We start from the raw sequence: 17,615 nt of genomic DNA, 5'->3' as shown, positions 1-17,615 counted from the left end.
AAATTGAGCACAGACTCAATCTGTAATGAGACCAATAAAAACTTCCTAAGATTTTTGAGTGTAGATGCCTATGAGTGAAACATAAGAAGTCCTATACTGATAGGAACGTATAGATCCTAAACCCCGACTACGAGGTATCACCCCACCTGTGTTTGTACTTTCCGGCTATGAATACTTTCTGGGCTTCCTACTCGTTAGTAGCCTAGTTCCTGTCCTTGCCCTTACTGCGTCAAAGCTCCTGCGACCAAAGGGTGGCGGACCCGAACGTAAAACGACCTACGAATCCGGTATGGAACCCATTGGCGGTGCTTGGATTCAATTTAATATTCGTTACTACATGTTTGCCCTAGTGTTTGTGGTATTCGATGTAGAGACAGTCTTTCTTTACCCTTGGGCGGTAGCTTTTAATCAACTCGGGTTATTGGCCTTCGTCGAAGCTCTCATCTTTATCGCAATCCTCGTTATTGCCCTTGTGTACGCCTGGAGAAAAGGAGCCCTAGAATGGTCATGAATTCCCCTTCTTTTAAACAACAGCAAACGGATAAACTCCTCAACCCCATGGGGCGATCGCAGGTCACCCAGGACTTATCCGAGAATGTCATCCTCACCACCGTTGATGACCTATACAACTGGGCAAGACTCTCAAGTTTATGGCCGCTTTTATACGGTACAGCTTGCTGCTTTATTGAATTTGCTGCCCTCCTTGGTTCTCGGTTCGACTTTGACCGTTTTGGCTTAGTCCCTCGTTCTAGCCCTCGCCAAGCCGATCTAATTATCGTGGCAGGAACAGTCACCATGAAGATGGCTCCGGCATTAGTACGTCTCTATGAAGAGATGCCAGAGCCCAAGTATGTCATTGCAATGGGTGCCTGCACGATTACAGGTGGGATGTTCAGTAGCGACTCCACCACAGCAGTGCGCGGCGTAGATAAACTCATTCCCGTTGACTTATACATTCCTGGTTGCCCTCCTCGACCCGAAGCGATTATTGATGCAATCGTAAAGCTCCGGAAGAAAGTCTCCAACGAAACTATTCAAGAACGCTCTGTTCTTACGGAACAAACTCACCGTTACTACAGCACGACTCACAATATGAAAGTAGTTGAGCCTATTTTGACGGGCAACTATCTCGGACAGGGCACTTGGAACAAACCCCCTGCGGAACTCACTGAAGCAATGGGAATGCCGATACCACCCGCACTATTGACATCGAAGCAAAGAGAGGAGGCCTAGCATGGCGGAAGAACAACAAGCAAACACAGAAACTTCAGCCATTGTTGAAGCGGGAGCTGTATCCCAACTATTGGCAGAGAACGGTTTTGCCCATGATTCATTAGAGCCTGACCATAGTGGTGTCGAAATGATCAAGGTCGAGCCAGAGCTTTTGATTCCACTCTGTACTGCACTCTATGCATTTGGGTTTAATTATCTGCAATGCCAGGGAGCTTATGATATCGGGCCAGGAAAAGAGCTCGTAAGTTTCTATCATCTGCTCAAGATTGGTGATGATCTCACTGATCCAGAAGAAGTGCGCGTCAAGGTCTTTTTACCGCGTGAAAATCCAGTACTCCCCTCGGTCTACTGGATCTGGAAGGCAGCAGATTGGCAAGAACGTGAATGCTACGACATGTATGGCATTGTTTATGAGGGTCATCCCAACCTCAAACGCATTTTGATGCCGGAAGATTGGGTGGGTTGGCCACTGCGAAAAGATTATGTTTCTCCGGAGTTCTATGAGCTACAAGATGCCTATTAAAGGTATAGCTTTTCATCTCATCAGTTTTCGGACTTTTACGTAGCACCTCCTTGTTCTGGAGGTGTTTTTTTATTAGAGAGCAATCAAGAAGAGTACTTAATTCTTACTCTACTCACAGATTGAGCTCTCCAGTTAGGAGAATATATTTCTTCTGCAAAAATTTCAAATCAATTAAGTCAATAATCATTAGCGATCGCCTGAAGCATAATTTTATTATTGAATTTATGATTTTTATTTTGAATATTAAAAACAGAGAGTTTCAAGTAAGTAATGCTATAGCAAAATGGAGTGAGTCGTTTCCTTGGAAGTCTCGCTATGACAATTCACTGCCCCCAATGTAATGCTCAAGACATCATCAAAAGTGGATTCGCTAAAAATCGTCAACGATTTAAGTGTAAGCAGTGCAATTATCAATTTACAAGCTTTTCTAAAGAGCGGGGCAAGCCTCTCTGGATGAAATTAGAAGCTGTATTGATGTATATGAGTGGTATGTCAATGAATGCGACAGCCAAGATTCTCGGTGTATCAGCTCAATCAGTGCTCAATTGGGTAAGAGATTTCGGTGAAGCCAATTATGAAAAGCCCACTCCTGAGTCTGCTGTCGTGGTGGAGCTAGATGAGCTATGGCATTTTATCCAAGAGAAAAAAACAAACTTTGGGTCTGGAAAGCATATGACCGTAATACTGGGCGACTCATTGACTGGGAATTGGGAAGTCGTGATAGTCGAACTTTAGGTCATTTACTAGAGCGGTTCTCGCAATGGCAAATCACTGTCTATTGCACCGATAATTGGAAACCCTATCAACAGCTATTAGAGAATCACCCAGATGCTTTTCATGTCATTAGCAAGAAAGAGACAATAGCAATTGAGAGAAACAACTCAGACAATCGCCATTGGTTTGCTCGGTTTCATCGCAGGACGAAGGTCGTCTCTAAATCAAAACACATGGTGGACTTGAGCATGGCACTGTTTGCGAAATTTAGAGTGAATGGAAGTATTGAGCTACTGCGCAATTGGCGTTTAACATTACTCTCTTGAAACTCTCAGATTTTTTTACTGTTTCAACAGCCTTTGTATAGCAATTTCTAGTCGAGTGAGGTGCAATAGCAGCAATGTGTAAACCAGCATCGAATATCATCAAGGGTAATCTTGGAAAAAGCTACCTCAATTGCCTTGTCTAGAGCTAGATAAGTTCTTGCCCCGATACTTTTCAAGGTACTTTTCAACTTTGACCAGCAATTTTCAATGGGTGAAAAATCTGGAGAATAGGGAGGAAGGTAAATCAACTTAGCTCCCACGGCCTCAATCATTGTGCGTACTGACTCTCCTAAATGAATCGAACAGTTATCCATCACCACACATGCTCCCGCCCATAAGTTTGGTATTAACTTCTGGCTGATGAATGCTTCAAAGGTTAATCCATCCGTACTCCCCAGCAGATGATAATTAGCGACCATTCCCTTGAAGCCTAATGCTCCAATCAAAGAAACATTCTTGCCTCGTTTACTGGATTTCGGACTATAAGCTCGTTTCCCTTTCTCAGAACGTGCCCTCAGTCTTGTCATGGCTAAGTTCACGCCCGATTCATCGATAAAAATCAAGTTTTTCGCTAGAGTCGCTTGCATTTTCTGCCAAAAATCATATCTGGCTTGTTGCACTCGTTTTGTCGCCTTAAGGTCTGGATAGAATGTTTTTTTTGAGGCTATATCCCATTCTTCTTAAGGTGCGATGCATGGTGCTATTGGCCACACGGAGACCAGTGCGTTTCTCCATCTCATCACATAGTTCCGCTAGCGTCGCATCGTTTTTCTTGGTGAGCAACTGGCGCAATATTGTTTGATGCTCTTCGTTTAATTTGGGAGGTGTTTGTTGGCTTCGTTTTTTCGGAGCAATCGACCCTGTCAGTCGTTTTTGGTCGAGGAGCTTTTGTACAAAACTTTTCGCCACTCCAAATTGTCGGGCAAGACTACTTTGACTCACACCACCCCTTTCGTAGGCATCCACTATTTTCTGTCTTAAGTCTAATGAGTAGGCTTTCGGCAAGATGCTACTTTCTTCCTCACCAGTCAACTCACCTATACTACTTCATACACCTTGCTAGGCTGAAATTTGCTGTACCGATCACCAACCAAGAGTAAAGATGGCCGTAGTAGATATATCTTAGATGGCCTGAGAATAGAAAGAATAAAGATCTAGCATTCAAGTATTTTTGTCGTTATTTGATAGGTGATTTCCATCTCTAATCCTATTAATTCATACACTTTTCTCACAATAAAAGATTGACCAAAAATATATTTTTAGTTGGGTATTTCAAGCAATACAAAAGCAATCACAAAGGCTATAGATATATAGAGAAACATGATTGAATTGAACAAAGAAAAGGATTTTAGTGAGCAATCTAATACATCTCAAGTTCTATAAAAAACTATATTTTCAGGATAACTTCGATACTCTATTCAGAGTTGACACGACTTTATATGTTTCTTGTTATCCTTTCAGGTTTATAAACCTAACCTTTTAGAGATTCTAAATACCGCTCAATTAGAAGAATGGCAACGATATCATCGATAGGACGAGGCGGTAGTCGCATTCCTTTGGGAAGAAGTTTTTGGGTAAAGTTTGGGGGAAACATTTCCCAATATCTTGTTCTTGCTTCAAGACTACTATTGCGCTCATTCACTAGGGCGATCGCCAAGGGAGGAGAAATTTCAGCTTGCAGACATTGTTGCCACTGTTGTGCGGTGGTCTGATTTCCCATAATCAGCAGGGAAACGTCATATTTTTTGCGGAGAAAACGGACAGTGCCAACAACATTGTCAGCGAGAGTTACTTGATGGTGCAAAATTTTACCCGCATTATCCATCACAGCAACGCCACATTTATCCCGTCCGGGATCAAATCCTAAATATATGGTCATAATGGCTCGTCCCTTTGGTTACATCACCCTGTGATCTGCACCCTTGATCACAATATTTGATGGCTCGTCTCTGATTAAAGATTAGATTGCATCGCAGTCAAAATATCGAGTATTAAAGAATATTTGCAGCTTAGCGTCTAAATACGACTTTACCATCGCTCAAGGCCACGAGTTCAAGCATTAGGGGGCCAGCATTGTCCGCATTTTGCATGGCGATCGCCTGGATCTCAGTAACGGGTTCGAGAGACTGATTAATAGCATCGGCAAACTTAATGATGTGGCTCAGGTCGCCATCCCGCACTTGGATATCCCCTAAAATTCCAGCTTGACGTGCTTGAAATTGAGCTGCCCCCAGTAAAAAATCTATGGGCTGGCGAGCAGCAGTGGGATTTTGCACACTCAAATTTTCGAGAGACAATGTCGCGATCACATCCCCTGCGATAAACACTCGTTGTCTTAAGACAGCATCAGCAAAAACTTGCACTTGGCTCTCTCCCTGCAAATAGTTACCAGCAGAGAGTAATCGCACAACATAATCACGGCCATCATTAATATCGCTCACCAAATTTTGGACTTGAGCATTCGTAATCTGTACCACTCGTTCATCAAAGTCTGGATTACGCCCACGGGTTGCCACAATTGCATTACGATTCGCTTCTCGCAACAGTTCATCCACAGCTTGGTTCACGGCATTAATATCGATAATACGGACAACGCCGAAAGCCAGTACCTGCCCTGTGGTGAGGGCAACATTACCGCTCCGAAAGTTGATATAACTCGCTTCTAAAATATCAATCTGTTCTTGTAATCTAAAAATTTGGGATTCGACATCTTGCAACACTTGGTCTTTGTCGGCGATCGCCTGGTCTAAGTTGGCGATAGTCTGATCACGATTATCAATTTCAGTCTGTAAATCTTGGCGCTGAGTTTCTAGGGATTCAATCTGTCCAGAGCGCTGCTCAATAATGTCGTTTTGCTCGCTTACTTTGGTTTGCAACCGTTCACTTTGAGTTGCTAGCTTTTCACTCTGGATCGCCAGTTGATCTCGCTGCGTCTTTAAATCCCGTTGCTCTGATGCCAAATCTGTAATTTCTTTCTCTAGGACCGAGGCTTGATCTCGAAATGCCGTGAGCTGTGATTGAGCATTTTCAAATTTTGTTTCGATTCCTTCAAGTTTATTTTGGGCTGTAAGCTGATCCTGGCGGGCTAATTCGAGTTCCTCTTCAACCTTTGTTTTTGCGTCGTTAACTTCTTGTAGTTCCTTACGGCGTTTCGCTAAAATTCCATCCAGCTGAAATACGCCCTGCCGTAGCGATTTACTCAGACCAAAGAGCAAACCCAAAGTGCTGGCCGCAATCACTGTTCCCGTCATCACAGTTACGACGACAGCAGTTTGTTTCGGACGCAAATTGAACAGGCTTAAGCGGGCCTTACCCACTTTGCTACCAAGGCGATCGCCCAAAGCCGCAAGGATACCGCCTAGTATCAAGACCGAAAATATCAGTACAAACGCACTAGTCATTTAATGATCGTAAAACTGTCCCACACCACAAATAAAACCGTAACGTTATTACTGTAGCGTTAAGCGAACTGTTGGCTGAGATTTACGGGGTCATGAACCGTAATTTTTTTCTTGTAAATCGAGATCATATTTTTCTCGCGTAGCTCACCCAATAATCGCGTGACTGTTACCCGCGTCGAACCAATTGCTTCGGCGATCGCCTGATGAGAGAGTTTCAGATCAACCCGAATGCCATCTTCCGTTGGCACACCAAAATCGCGACAAAGAATTAACAAGAAGCTCACTAAACGCGACCCCATGTCTCGGTGCGCCAGTGTTTCGATCATCATCTCCGTTTGCAGAATCCGCGAAGACAATCCGCGCAACATTAACATCGACAACTCAGGACGCTCTTGCAAAGCTTTCTGAACCTGCTCAATCGGTGCGGACAAAAGCTCCACAGGCGTGAATGCCACTGCATGATAAAAGCGATCAGACTTTTGACCCGTTAAGAGGGATAGCACACCGAAAACACTATTTTCCCGGAGGAGTGCCACCGTAATCTCTTCACCGGCCTCATACACCCGTGAGAGGCGGACAGCTCCCTTCAGCAAAAAATAAACCCGTTCAGCTGGATCGCCCGGAAAGAAAATTGTTTTACCCCGATCATAGTTCTCAACTACAGGAGGGAAAGGGCCGCTGTGAAATTGTCGAAACGCAGCAGCTAGATCGGTAATTTGATTCACGGGTAATTCAGGCACTTGATTCGGATAGAAATCGCTTTGGGCAGCGTCAGAGTTATAAATCATAGACTCACATTGTTGAGGGGTATCCCCGATGTTGGAACTTACACTCGCTTATGGGGACTAATATGACAATGAATTCTCTTAACTAAATCTTACTTTGGTATGGTAATTTGTAATTTTTGCTTCAAAATAATTATGGTTTTCAGCGCAAGCTCTCTTATGTCCTTGAAGAATTTGCACTGTTTTACCGTAAAGTAGCGAATGGCTAGAGGGTCTTTTGGCGTTATGGGACGCGCTCTAGCTTGACCGAATTTTTAGGAAACTTGGGAACCTTTATGCTTGATTTAACCGGAAAAAATGCCCTTGTCACAGGGATTGCAAACAATAAATCCATTGCGTGGGGTATCGCTCAACAGCTCCATGCTGCGGGCGCAAACATCGGTGTCACTTACCTACCCGATGATAAAGGTCGTTTTGAGAAGAAAGTCGGCAAGTTGGTCGAGCCTCTCAATCCTTCTTTGTTCCTTCCTTGTAATGTGCAAGATGATGAACAGGTTGATCAAGTTTTTGAAGCGGTTAAAAAGGACTGGGGCAAGCTTGATATCCTCATTCACTGTTTGGCATTTGCACACCGTGAAGATTTAACTGGTCAGTTTAGCGATACTTCCCGTGATGGTTTCCAAACGGCTCTCGGTATCAGTTCTTACTCACTCACTCGTTTGGCACGTGGTGCAAAAGACGTAATGACGGATGGTGGAGCAATTGTCACCATGACCTACCTTGGTGGTGTAAAGGTTATTCCGAATTACAACGTTATGGGTGTAGCGAAGTCTGCGCTTGAGATGAGTGTTCGTTATCTCGCGGCGGATCTTGGCCCTAGCAATATTCGCGTCAATGGTATTTCTGCTGGCCCAATTCGTACTTTAGCTTCTTCTGCTGTTGGTGGCATTCTCGACATGATTCACCACGTGGAAGCAACTGCGCCTTTACGTCGTACGGTAACTCAGACTGAAGTTGGTAATACGGCGGCATTCCTCTGTAGTGATTTGTCTAGTGGCATCACTGGTCAGATTGTTTATGTGGATTCTGGTTACGAAATTATGGGTATGTAAGGTCTAGCTTGAAAGATAGATCCCTCTAAATCCCCCTTGAGTAAGGGGGACTTTTTATTTTTTGGTGATGGGAGTTATGGCTGAAGAGTTTGTTCACATTTCGGTATTGCGGGAAGAGCTAGTTGATGGGCTAGGGATTCGTGATGATGGGCATTATCTGGATGTAACACTCGGTGGTGGCGGCCATACGGAATTAATTTTGCAGCGATCACCGACCTGTAGAGTGACATCGGTAGACCGGGATGCAATGGCTATTGAAGCAGCATCAGCACGGCTCAAAGGGTTTGGCGATCGCCTAACGATTGTGCGGAGTAATTTTGCTGAGTTTGATCCGCAGGGACAAAAGTTTGATGGGATTATTGCGGACTTGGGGGTAAGCTCAGCACAATTTGACCAGGGCGATCGCGGCTTCAGTTTTCGCATGGATGCACCACTTGATATGCGAATGGATCAACGACAAGATTTATCAGCGGCGGATATCGTCAATCGCTATGGCGAGAAAGCATTGGCAGATATTTTCTATGAGTATGGCGAAGAACGTTTGGCACGGAAAATTGCTAAAAAGATTGTGAATCAAAGGCCAATTCACACCACGAAAGAATTAGAAAATATTGTTTTCTATACCTATCATCCAAAGGCTCGGAAAGGGCGACTTCATCCGGCAACCAAAGTTTTTCAGGCGTTACGGATTGCAGTGAATGGAGAACTTGACGCGCTCAAAGGCTTATTAGATAAAGCACCGCAATGGCTCAATCCGGGTGGCAAGATTGGCATTATTAGTTTCCATAGTCTCGAAGATCGCATCGTCAAAAACACATTTAAAGGTCATGATTTATTGCGGGTAATCACAAAAAAACCGATTATGGCAACGGAAGAGGAAACCCAACAAAATCCACGGGCACGTTCTGCGAAGTTACGGTTTGCAGAAACGAAAAATATTACTGAAGATTAAAGCGCTACACAGCTCTACAAACAGGATGGAGACCTTTGTGAAATTACGTACAATAGCGAAAGGATATTGAGTCCTTTTGATTTCAATTTTTGTGAGTAATAACAATGGGCGCAGATAAAGCAAATTCTCAAACGGCGATTATTGTTGCAGGGATTACTGTTGTGGGGACTTTGGGTACCTCATTATTTGCAAATTGGGATAAGGTTTTTTCGCCGAGTGAACAGGCTTCAACTTCCACGCCCACAGTCGAAACGCCCACGTCAAATGCAACGTCAGATGCTCCACCATCGCCGGAAACCCTCCCGAATCATTCACCAGCTACAGCGAATGGTTTCGATAGGTTTTGGTCATCAGAGGAAGATATCACAGCAGAGTATTTAATAGATATTGAGTTGAAATCGAGTGGTACTAAGCTTTCTGGTACGTTGCAAAGTTTTAGCCAAGAAGGAGACGATCAGTCGCCTTTACTATCATTAGTCGGTGAGTTTGAGGCGGAGAAGGGTACTGTCGAGATTTATGACCAAAAGGCTGCTTTGGTAGGGAAGGCAGAGATAACGATCACCAATAATAGTTTGACGTTTAAGTTGCTCGAATCGAAGGGAATTGCGACAGAAACTATTCCATCTCAGGCCGTGCTCTATCCTATTGACAAATCAGAATTTTAAAAGAACTGATTTCCGTATTTTCCCGGAGCGCTCGCCAATTCGTTTGTCTTAGAGGATGTCTGAAAAGGGTCTGACCGTAACTTTTGTCGAAATGAGTTGCACGTAAAAATAAGCACTTCAGGCGATCAACCTGGCGGAATTTACGCAGCATTTATCGAACATAAAGACTTTTCAGACAACCTCTTAAATTGAGAGTAGTGACAACTAAGGCGGGACAAACTCATGGGACAGAATAAGTTAACGTGAGTTCTGGATAGGAAAAGAAGCTTCTAATCAAGCTGAAGAGAGGGTTTATTGGGCTGATGACAATAGGCAATGAGACCACACAGCAAGTTGACACAAAAATTGGCAGGACTGCGATGGCGGGAATGCTCAATCTGAGAAATATTCTTCAGTTGTCAATGACTGTCTCAATCAAAGCTCGCTTGCGGGCCAAAACTTTGTCACGCCAAAACATCAGGTGATTCTTCTATATTGCGACGAGGCTTAGCTAGAAGCCTCACATCATATTCTTCTTGCAAATACTGTGCCAGAGCTTGAGAGACGTAACTTTGAGAGTTTCAAGAGAGTAATGTTAAACGCCAATTGCGCAGTAGCTCAATACTTCCATTCACTCTAAATTTCGCAAACAGTGCCATGCTCAAGTCCACCATGTGTTTTGATTTAGAGACGACCTTCGTCCTGCGATGAAACCGAGCAAACCAATGGCGATTGTCTGAGTTGTTTCTCTCAATTGCTATTGTCTCTTTCTTGCTAATGACATGAAAAGCATCTGGGTGATTCTCTAATAGCTGTTGATAGGGTTCCCAATTATCGGTGCAATAGACAGTGATTTGCCATTGCGAGAACCGCTCTAATAAATGACCTAAAGTTCGACTATCACGACTTCCCAATTCCCAGTCAATGAGTCGCCCAGTATTACGGTCATATGCTTTCCAGACCCAAAGTTTGTTTTTTTCTCTTGGATAAAATAGCCATAGCTCATCTAGCTCCACCACGACAGCAGACTCAGGAGTGGGCTTTTCATAATTGGCTTCACCGAAATCTCTTACCCAATTGAGCACTGATTGAGCTGATACACCGAGAATCTTGGCTGTCGCATTCATTGACATACCACTCATATACATCAATACAGCTTCTATAGCAGCGAAGGAGAAGGTTAGGACATAGAACAGAAGGCTATTCTGATGGCATCGAACAAATCCTCAGTCTTCTTGATGAGCTTACTTACCTCCTTCTTTAACCTCCCCCAAAACTTCTCTATCTTGTTCAGGTGTGGTGAGTAGGGTGGCAAAAATATCACTTCACATCCTGCCTTCGCCACCAATGTTTGTATTCTTTCCTTTGGATGAACACTGGCATTATCCAGAATAATAATTTGACCCGGAATCAACTCTGGCACTAAGCAATCCTCTACCCATTGGCAAACTAAGGCGCTGTTGGCATAGCCCTCAAATACCATCGGTGCTATCTGCTCTCCCTCTCGCCATCCTCCAATCACGCTAACTCGTTCTGTACGATGACCTAACTTCTCTGCGATAAACCTCTCTGACTTATGGCAGTAGCCATACCCATAATCTAAGGTATTATCAAATCCACTTTCATCGATATATACGAGTCGTTCTTGGCCATACTGCTTCAGTTGTGCCACAAATGCTTTTTCTAATTCTTTATCTCTCTCTTGATATCGATAGGTCTTTTTTTTCGAGTAAATTCAATTTTCCGTAGAGCTTCACGTCTGGATGCATCACTAATAGACTCTGGCCATTTCTCCGCCATTTCCTTCTGGGTTAGATGCCCATATTCCTCTGCAAAAGCACGAAAAGCATCTAGATCATTAATCTTCGGTTGAGGGCCTCGACGGTAATCTGTCTTCGGAGCGACTGAACCGATTTTCTCTCGTCGTTTCAGCCACAGGTCTAGCGTATTTCGGCTAATACCAAAGAAGCGACAGATATCACTTTTTCGTTCACCTTTATCGAAGGCGGCAACAGCTTTTAGGCGTAAATCAAGACTATGGGGAGCAGGCATGGCATCTATGTTTATTGCTTCTATCCTATTCTGTCTTAACCCACTCCTTGCCTGCTATATTTGATTATCCAGCTCCCATCCGCCGCATCATTTACACCACCAATGCCATTGAGGCGGTCAATCGCTCTTTGGGCAAGGTGTGAAAAACCAAGGGCATGTTCCCCCATGCAGATGCTGCCCTGAAATTGCTGTATTTAGCCCTGAAGCATTTGATGAAGAGATGGACGATACCAATACAATACCCCATTGGAAAAGGGGCTTAAGCTATTTTGCCATTGATAATCCAGAGTATTTTCTTCACTAATTTTCTTTGCTTACACAAAATTCTTGACACTCCCAAGAAAAAGGAGAAAGTGCATATTGTGGAAGTCGATAAGCAGTTCACTACCTTCTCCCATGACCAGTCTAGAACCTTTGTTTTGTGCTGTTGATGATTTTTGCCAAGTCTTCGAACCTTAATGGCAACAACAATTACTGGTCTCAAAACAAAGACAGCGGCGTCGCCCCAGAAGTCTGAGCTTGAGTGAGATAATGACGATACTGATTACTTTTGATCAATCTCATTATCGTCACTTCAAGTATTTCTATCTCATCAATGTGCGTCATCATTGGCGAGGAGCCTTTCCCAGAGCCGTGAGTTACCAACGTTTTGTGGAATGGATGCCTTCTACATTAGTACCGCTGTGCATCTATTGGCGCCACTGTTATGGCCAATGCACAGGAATCAGTTTCATTGATGCCACCAGTATCAAGGTTTGTCACAATCGCCGCATCTCTCAACATCGCGTTTTTGATGGCCATGCCGCTCGAGGTGAAACCTCTGTGGGTTGGTTCTTTTGACCTCTTGCAAAAGGGGTGAGAGTAGGTAAAAAAGAGGAAAGTAACAGAGTCATAGCGATAAAAATGCCAACTTACGAACAGCTCCAACATTTATCTCCAGAACAATTCAGGAGAGCCTGTGGAGTTAAACTTCAGACCTTCAATCGTCTGGTAGAGGTCCTAGCAGAAGCTAAAGCAAAGCAAAAACCTGGTCGTCCCAGTATTTTATCCCTGGAAAATCAGTTACTCCTCACCTTGGAATATCTGAGGGAATATCGCACTTATTTTCCTATCGCTCAATCATGGGGCATTCATGAATCAACAGTTTGTCGCATGGTGCAAAAAACAGAGAATACACTCATCAAAGAAACCGATTTCCACTTACCCGGCATGAAACAGCTCCATGGTTCAGAAGAGTTATCTCTAACAGTAGTGGTTGATGGATGCCACAGAACAGGCGATTGAAAAGCCTAAAAAAACAACGTCTTTACTACTCAGGGAAAAAGAAGCATCATTCCCTTAAAGCTCAAATAGTTATTGCTTGGCAGTGGGCACAGATTATCTGTTGTGACTGTGAGAAAGGTAGCACCCATGACTTCAAACTACTCAAAAAGAGTAGAGTGCATTTTCAGCAGGGACAACTCTGCCTTGCCGACGCCGGATATCAAGGTCTACACAAGCGGCATCAGCGGAGTCACACTCCTCACAAGAAGCCTAAAGGAGGAGAGTTGACTGCGGAACAGAAACAGGAGAATCAGCTCTTAGCAGCTCAAAGAATCATCATTGAGATGGTATTCAGAATGCTCAAAAGATTTCGTATATTATCCAGTCGATATCGTAACCGCCGTCGGAGATGGGGATTAAGACTCAATCTCATTGCTGGTCTCTACAATTTTGAATTGCCATAACCTTTTGCACGAGGTCAAACCTACAAACCATTTACGAAATAGTGAACAACGCTATGCGACCCTTGCGACTGCTGCTCCGGTTGGGATTTTTCGTACCAATGCTGCGGGACATTGTATAGCAGGCAAGGAGTGGGTTAAGACAGAATAGGATAGAAGCAATAAACATAGATGCCATGCCTGCTCCCCATAGTCTTGATTTACGCCTAAAAGCTGTTGCCGCCTTCGATAAAGGTGAACGAAAAAGTGATATCTGTCGCTTCTTTGGTATTAGCCGAAATACGCTAGACCTGTGGCTGAAACAACGAGAGAAAATCGGTTCAGTCGCTCCGAAGACAGATTACCGTCGAGGCCCTCAACCGAAGATTAATGATCTAGATGCTTTTCGTGCTTTTGCAGAGGAATATGGGCATCTAACCCAGAAGGAAATGGCGGAGAAATGGCCAGAGTCTATTAGTGATGCATCCAGACGTGAAGCTCTACGGAAAATTGAATTTACTCGAAAAAAAAGACCTATCGATATCAAGAGAGAGATAAAGAATTAGAAAAAGCATTTGTGGCACAACTGAAGCAGTATGGCCAAGAACGACTCGTATATATCGATGAAAGTGGATTTGATAATACCTTAGATTATGGGTATGGCTACTGCCATAAGTCAGAGAGGTTTATCGCAGAGAAGTTAGGTCATCGTACAGAACGAGTTAGCGTGATTGGAGGATGGCGAGAGGGAGAGCAGATAGCACCGATGGTATTTGAGGGCTATGCCAACAGCGCCTTAGTTTGCCAATGGGTAGAGGATTGCTTAGTGCCAGAGTTGATTCCGGGTCAAATTATTATTCTGGATAATGCCAGTGTTCATCCAAAGGAAAGAATACAAACATTGGTGGCGAAGGCAGGATGTGAAGTGATATTTTTGTCCACCCCTACTCACCACACCTGAACAAGATAGAGAAGTTTTGGGGGAGGTTAAAGAAGGAGGTAAGTAAGCTCATCAAGAAGACTGAGGATTTGTTCGATGCCATCAGAATAGCCTTCTGTTCTATGTCCTAACCTTCTCCTTCGCTGCTATAGAAGCTGTATTGATGTATATGAGTGGTATGTCAATGAATGCGACAGCCAAGATTCTCGGTGTATCAGCTCAATCAGTGCTCAATTGGGTAAGAGATTTCGGTGAAGCCAATTATGAAAAGCCCACTCCTGAGTCTGCTGTCGTGGTGGAGCTAGATGAGCTATGGCATTTTATCCAAGAGAAAAAAACAAACTTTGGGTCTGGAAAGCATATGACCGTAATACTGGGCGACTCATTGACTGGGAATTGGGAAGTCGTGATAGTCGAACTTTAGGTCATTTACTAGAGCGGTTCTCGCAATGGCAAATCACTGTCTATTGCACCGATAATTGGAAACCCTATCAACAGCTATTAGAGAATCACCCAGATGCTTTTCATGTCATTAGCAAGAAAGAGACAATAGCAATTGAGAGAAACAACTCAGACAATCGCCATTGGTTTGCTCGGTTTCATCGCAGGACGAAGGTCGTCTCTAAATCAAAACACATGGTGGACTTGAGCATGGCACTGTTTGCGAAATTTAGAGTGAATGGAAGTATTGAGCTACTGCGCAATTGGCGTTTAACATTACTCTCTTGAAACTCTCGTATATTTTTGAAGCCGAAAAGGGAATCCTCGACTTCATCTATTTGCGGAACTTCACTCAGATTTTGCCCATTGCGCCAATGCCATATCGGGCTTTGTTATGTCGTCAACCGCAGTAAAAAAATACTGTTGCCAATCGGTTTCTGGCAAACCTGCAAACAGCATCAAATTTAGGGGATATTCTTCGCTATCGGTACATCGCCGAAAGTCATCGCGAAACAGAAAAATAGCTTTATTGAGGGCGATCGCCACACCGAGTTCGATCATGACTCCTTCATCCGGCGGCGTACCATTCACAATGGCAAAAATCCCATCAGCATTCTTCACATCGGCGAGATCTGCCTGTGCCACTTTATAAGCCCAACCCCTTTCAGAAAAATCAATTTGATTATTCCGAGCGAAAGGCTCCCAAATTTCTAAGCCTAAGGATTCCAGCTTAGAAATAATTGGCGGCAATAATAGCACCTTTTGCTGAGTAGAAAAGCCATAGGGATTCGCCAGATAAATTGTTTTCTTTGCCATCTTTTTAGAGGTTCATGATTTCGACAGGTTCGATATCCTCTGCGGGAATGAAACCAAAAACCTGCGAGTAAAAATAGAATTCACTGTCCAGCGCTTTTTTGATATTGGCAGCTTGGCGGAATCCATGTTGCTCCCCTTCAAAGGGTACATAGGCAACAGGTAGACCTTTCGCTTTAATGGCATCTACCATCATTTCAGCTTGGTTGGGAGGCACAACTTTGTCTTCTAAGCCTTGGAAGAAAATCGCAGGACAAGATAATTTCTCTGTGAAATGGATGGGCGATCGCGCTACATACTTATCTTTTTCTTCGGGATATTTGCCGATGAGTCGGTCGAGGTAACGGGCTTCAAATTTGTGGGTATCGGTTGCCAAAACTTCTAAATCGGAAATGCCATAGTAACTCGCCCCTGCATTGAAAGTATCGTAGAAAGTCAACGCTGCCAGAGTTGTATAACCTCCCGCACTTCCTCCGGCGATCGCCAATTTTTCAGAGTCTGCTAAACCTTTTTCGACGAGATATTTGGCGACATTGACACAGTCCTGCACATCGACAATGCCCCAGTTGCCATCGAGCCGTTGATGATACTTGCTGCCATAACCAGTGCTGCCACCGTAGTTCACGTCCACAAATGCAAAACCGCGACTTGTCCAATATTGAATCCGTAAGCTCAAACTCGAACCTGCCATTGCAGTGGGGCCACCATGACTTTTAACGAGAAGAGGCGGTACAGCGTTTTCTGGAGCAGAGAAATCTTTGTTAGTGGGCGGATAATACCAAGCATGAGCAGTTAAGCCATTTTCAGTGGGAAATTCAATCGGTTGCGGTTTCGACAAATAGCCTTGATCAACTTGTAACGTGCTGGCTTCTTTTACTCTAGTGGTTTCACCCGTCGCTAAATCGAAGGTTACAACTGCTGTGGGTAATGTCGCCGAACCACCAATAAATGCGATCTTCTGGCCACTCACCTGTAAATAGCTAATACTGCTATAGGGAACGGCGATCGCCTCTAAGCTTTTTGTTTCGGTATCAATCTTCGCGAGTTTCCAAGTGCCATGGTCGTTATAGGTGCAGACCAAAGTTTTCACATCTGCAAAGCCTAAAATCGATTCGCAAAATACCCAATGAGGATAACCAAATTCCGCTTCGGCAGAATAAACAGCCTCCACTTCGTCATCCACTACTCGATAAAAATTCCAATAGCCACTTCTATCACTGCTGAAATATAAAGTGCCATCAGGTGACCAACGAGGTTCAACAACTGATTCTTCCTCGCCACCAGCAATTAATTGTTTCTCACCTAAGCTGGCATCTTTTGCAATGTCTGCAATCCACAGCTTGGAATTGTCCCAAGGCATATCAGGATGATCCCAACTGACCCAAGCCAAGGTTTTGCCATCGGGAGACAAGCGCGGCGACGTATAGAAATCATTACCTTCAACTAAAATGCTAATCTCACCAGAATCCAAGGCGATCGCCACAATGTCATTTTTAGGTTCATGGCCATCACCAGCGTGATCTTCACTGACGCAAATCAAACGATTGTGAGCGGCATCCAAAATAAAGTCCGCATAGCGTCGCTGATTTTCAGACGTTAAAACTGTTGGCTCTGCGTCTTTTTTCTGTATGTAAACTCGGCGATCGCTATCATTAGAAAAATAGATCATCTCATTGTCGGTAATCAGAAACGCCCCACCGCCATATTCATGCACTCGCGTCCGAACATTGAAGCCCGCTGGCGTAATATCTTGCTCTGAGCCATCAGTATTTAACCGTACCAAAACACTACGGCCTTTTTCTTGGGGGCGACCTTCTAGCCAATAAAGCGTTTCCCCAGCCCATGCCACTGTCCGCAACCCAATACTGCTCGACACAATGAGATCAGATGTGATCGGCGATCGCCAAGAACCATATGAAGATGATTTTATGTTTGTAATGTCTCTAATCTTGTGTAGTACCTCTCGAACTTTCATATAACAATCATTAAATCTTGTTAGAGCTTCTCTATACTCAGTTTTTTGTATGCTGCCTTTT

16 protein-coding genes and 7 pseudogenes are annotated in these 17,615 nt (G+C 44.0%); 12 read left to right on the top strand and 11 right to left on the bottom strand.

The window, feature by feature from the left end:
- Positions 1–148: 148 nt before the first annotated feature.
- The 4 genes from ndhC (at position 149) to LEPTO7376_RS25550 (ending at position 2,796) form a co-directional block, all read left to right on the top strand.
- Positions 149–511, top strand: coding sequence for a photosynthetic/respiratory NAD(P)H-quinone oxidoreductase subunit C (gene ndhC / locus LEPTO7376_RS03425; RefSeq protein ID WP_015132864.1), 363 nt, complete (start codon positions 149–151; stop codon positions 509–511).
- Positions 502–1,233, top strand: a complete 732-nt coding sequence (gene ndhK / locus LEPTO7376_RS03420) for a photosynthetic/respiratory NAD(P)H-quinone oxidoreductase subunit K (protein ID WP_015132863.1) — start codon at positions 502–504, stop codon at positions 1,231–1,233. Before ndhC ends, ndhK begins: the two co-directional genes overlap by 10 nt.
- 1 nt (position 1,234) lies before the next feature.
- Complete coding sequence (locus LEPTO7376_RS03415) at positions 1,235–1,756, top strand: NAD(P)H-quinone oxidoreductase subunit J (protein WP_015132862.1); 522 nt, start codon at positions 1,235–1,237, stop codon at positions 1,754–1,756.
- A 315-nt stretch (positions 1,757–2,071) separates the two neighbouring features.
- A protein-coding gene (locus LEPTO7376_RS25550; RefSeq protein WP_398338393.1) for an IS1 family transposase occupies positions 2,072–2,796 on the top strand; the annotation gives its coding sequence in 2 pieces (ribosomal slippage) (positions 2,072–2,395 and positions 2,398–2,796; 723 coding nt in all).
- A 47-nt stretch (positions 2,797–2,843) separates the two neighbouring features.
- Here LEPTO7376_RS25550 and LEPTO7376_RS27240 read toward each other — a convergent pair.
- The 5 genes from LEPTO7376_RS27240 to ntcA form a co-directional block, all read right to left on the bottom strand.
- On the bottom strand, positions 2,844–3,416 hold the full coding sequence (locus tag LEPTO7376_RS27240) for an IS630 family transposase (RefSeq protein ID WP_041763060.1): 573 nt from the start codon (positions 3,414–3,416) through the stop codon (positions 2,844–2,846).
- 13 nt (positions 3,417–3,429) lie between these two features.
- A complete protein-coding gene (locus LEPTO7376_RS27235) occupies positions 3,430–3,828 on the bottom strand; it encodes a transposase (RefSeq protein WP_225901096.1) in 399 nt (132 codons plus the stop codon).
- 439 nt (positions 3,829–4,267) lie between these two features.
- Entirely contained in the window at positions 4,268–4,675 is a 408-nt protein-coding gene (locus LEPTO7376_RS03395) for a pre-16S rRNA-processing nuclease YqgF (protein WP_015132860.1), read from the bottom strand.
- A 130-nt stretch (positions 4,676–4,805) separates the two neighbouring features.
- Complete coding sequence (locus LEPTO7376_RS03390) at positions 4,806–6,197, bottom strand: DUF3084 domain-containing protein (RefSeq protein ID WP_015132859.1); 1,392 nt, start codon at positions 6,195–6,197, stop codon at positions 4,806–4,808.
- Between the two features lie 59 nt (positions 6,198–6,256).
- Positions 6,257–6,985: a global nitrogen regulator NtcA gene (gene ntcA, locus LEPTO7376_RS03385; RefSeq protein WP_015132858.1), complete on the bottom strand. Its 729-nt coding sequence runs from the start codon at positions 6,983–6,985 to the stop codon at positions 6,257–6,259.
- Between the two features lie 272 nt (positions 6,986–7,257).
- Between ntcA and fabI the strand changes: the two genes are divergently transcribed.
- The 3 genes from fabI to LEPTO7376_RS03370 all read left to right on the top strand — a co-directional run bounded on the left by fabI (position 7,258) and on the right by LEPTO7376_RS03370 (position 9,651).
- Complete coding sequence (gene fabI / locus LEPTO7376_RS03380; RefSeq protein WP_015132857.1) at positions 7,258–8,034, top strand: enoyl-ACP reductase FabI; 777 nt, start codon at positions 7,258–7,260, stop codon at positions 8,032–8,034.
- Between the two features lie 76 nt (positions 8,035–8,110).
- Complete coding sequence (gene rsmH / locus LEPTO7376_RS03375) at positions 8,111–8,986, top strand: 16S rRNA (cytosine(1402)-N(4))-methyltransferase RsmH (RefSeq protein WP_015132856.1); 876 nt, start codon at positions 8,111–8,113, stop codon at positions 8,984–8,986.
- Between the two features lie 104 nt (positions 8,987–9,090).
- Positions 9,091–9,651 carry a hypothetical protein gene (locus LEPTO7376_RS03370; protein ID WP_015132855.1) on the top strand — a complete coding sequence of 187 codons (561 nt, stop codon included), beginning with the start codon at positions 9,091–9,093 and terminating at the stop codon, positions 9,649–9,651.
- A 269-nt stretch (positions 9,652–9,920) separates the two neighbouring features.
- On the opposite strand, the pseudogene LEPTO7376_RS27230 reads toward LEPTO7376_RS03370, so the two are convergent.
- The 4 genes and pseudogenes from LEPTO7376_RS27230 to LEPTO7376_RS28870 all read right to left on the bottom strand — a co-directional run.
- Positions 9,921–10,120: pseudogene (locus LEPTO7376_RS27230) on the bottom strand (transposase); the annotation flags it as partial.
- A gap of 91 nt (positions 10,121–10,211) precedes the next feature.
- A pseudogene (locus LEPTO7376_RS03365) lies at positions 10,212–10,793 on the bottom strand (IS1 family transposase); the annotation flags it as partial.
- A gap of 17 nt (positions 10,794–10,810) precedes the next feature.
- Positions 10,811–11,682 (bottom strand): annotated as a pseudogene (locus tag LEPTO7376_RS28875) (IS630 family transposase).
- Between the two features lie 35 nt (positions 11,683–11,717).
- Positions 11,718–11,849 carry a hypothetical protein gene (locus LEPTO7376_RS28870; RefSeq protein ID WP_015133047.1) on the bottom strand — a complete coding sequence of 44 codons (132 nt, stop codon included), beginning with the start codon at positions 11,847–11,849 and terminating at the stop codon, positions 11,718–11,720.
- 307 nt (positions 11,850–12,156) lie between these two features.
- On the opposite strand from LEPTO7376_RS28870, the pseudogene LEPTO7376_RS03350 reads away from it, so the two are divergent.
- From LEPTO7376_RS03350 to LEPTO7376_RS24320, 5 genes and pseudogenes are all read left to right on the top strand, one after another.
- Positions 12,157–12,519, top strand: a pseudogene (locus tag LEPTO7376_RS03350) (transposase); the annotation flags it as partial.
- A 66-nt stretch (positions 12,520–12,585) separates the two neighbouring features.
- Positions 12,586–13,409, top strand: a pseudogene (locus LEPTO7376_RS03345) (IS5 family transposase).
- Between the two features lie 4 nt (positions 13,410–13,413).
- Positions 13,414–13,557 (top strand): hypothetical protein, encoded by a 144-nt coding sequence (locus LEPTO7376_RS26170; protein ID WP_160148370.1) that lies wholly within the window; start codon positions 13,414–13,416, stop codon positions 13,555–13,557.
- Positions 13,558–13,582: 25 nt separating this feature from the next.
- Positions 13,583–14,456 (top strand): annotated as a pseudogene (locus tag LEPTO7376_RS28865) (IS630 family transposase).
- A gap of 17 nt (positions 14,457–14,473) precedes the next feature.
- Positions 14,474–15,054 (top strand): annotated as a pseudogene (locus LEPTO7376_RS24320) (IS1 family transposase); the annotation flags it as partial.
- 60 nt (positions 15,055–15,114) lie between these two features.
- On the opposite strand, the gene LEPTO7376_RS03325 reads toward LEPTO7376_RS24320, so the two are convergent.
- Complete coding sequence (locus tag LEPTO7376_RS03325) at positions 15,115–15,582, bottom strand: nucleoside 2-deoxyribosyltransferase (protein ID WP_015132851.1); 468 nt, start codon at positions 15,580–15,582, stop codon at positions 15,115–15,117.
- Positions 15,583–15,586: 4 nt separating this feature from the next.
- The gene (locus LEPTO7376_RS03320) at positions 15,587–17,554 is read right to left on the bottom strand and encodes a S9 family peptidase (protein ID WP_015132850.1); all 1,968 of its coding nucleotides are present in this window, start codon (positions 17,552–17,554) and stop codon (positions 15,587–15,589) included.
- Positions 17,555–17,615 lie beyond the last annotated feature (61 nt).

Origin of the sequence: [Leptolyngbya] sp. PCC 7376 (assembly GCF_000316605.1) — a bacterium.
Taxonomy (GTDB): Bacteria; Cyanobacteriota; Cyanobacteriia; order Cyanobacteriales; family MRBY01; genus MRBY01.
The sequence above is the reverse complement of the archived record's forward strand: the minus strand, read 5'-3'. Positions and strand labels throughout refer to the sequence as shown.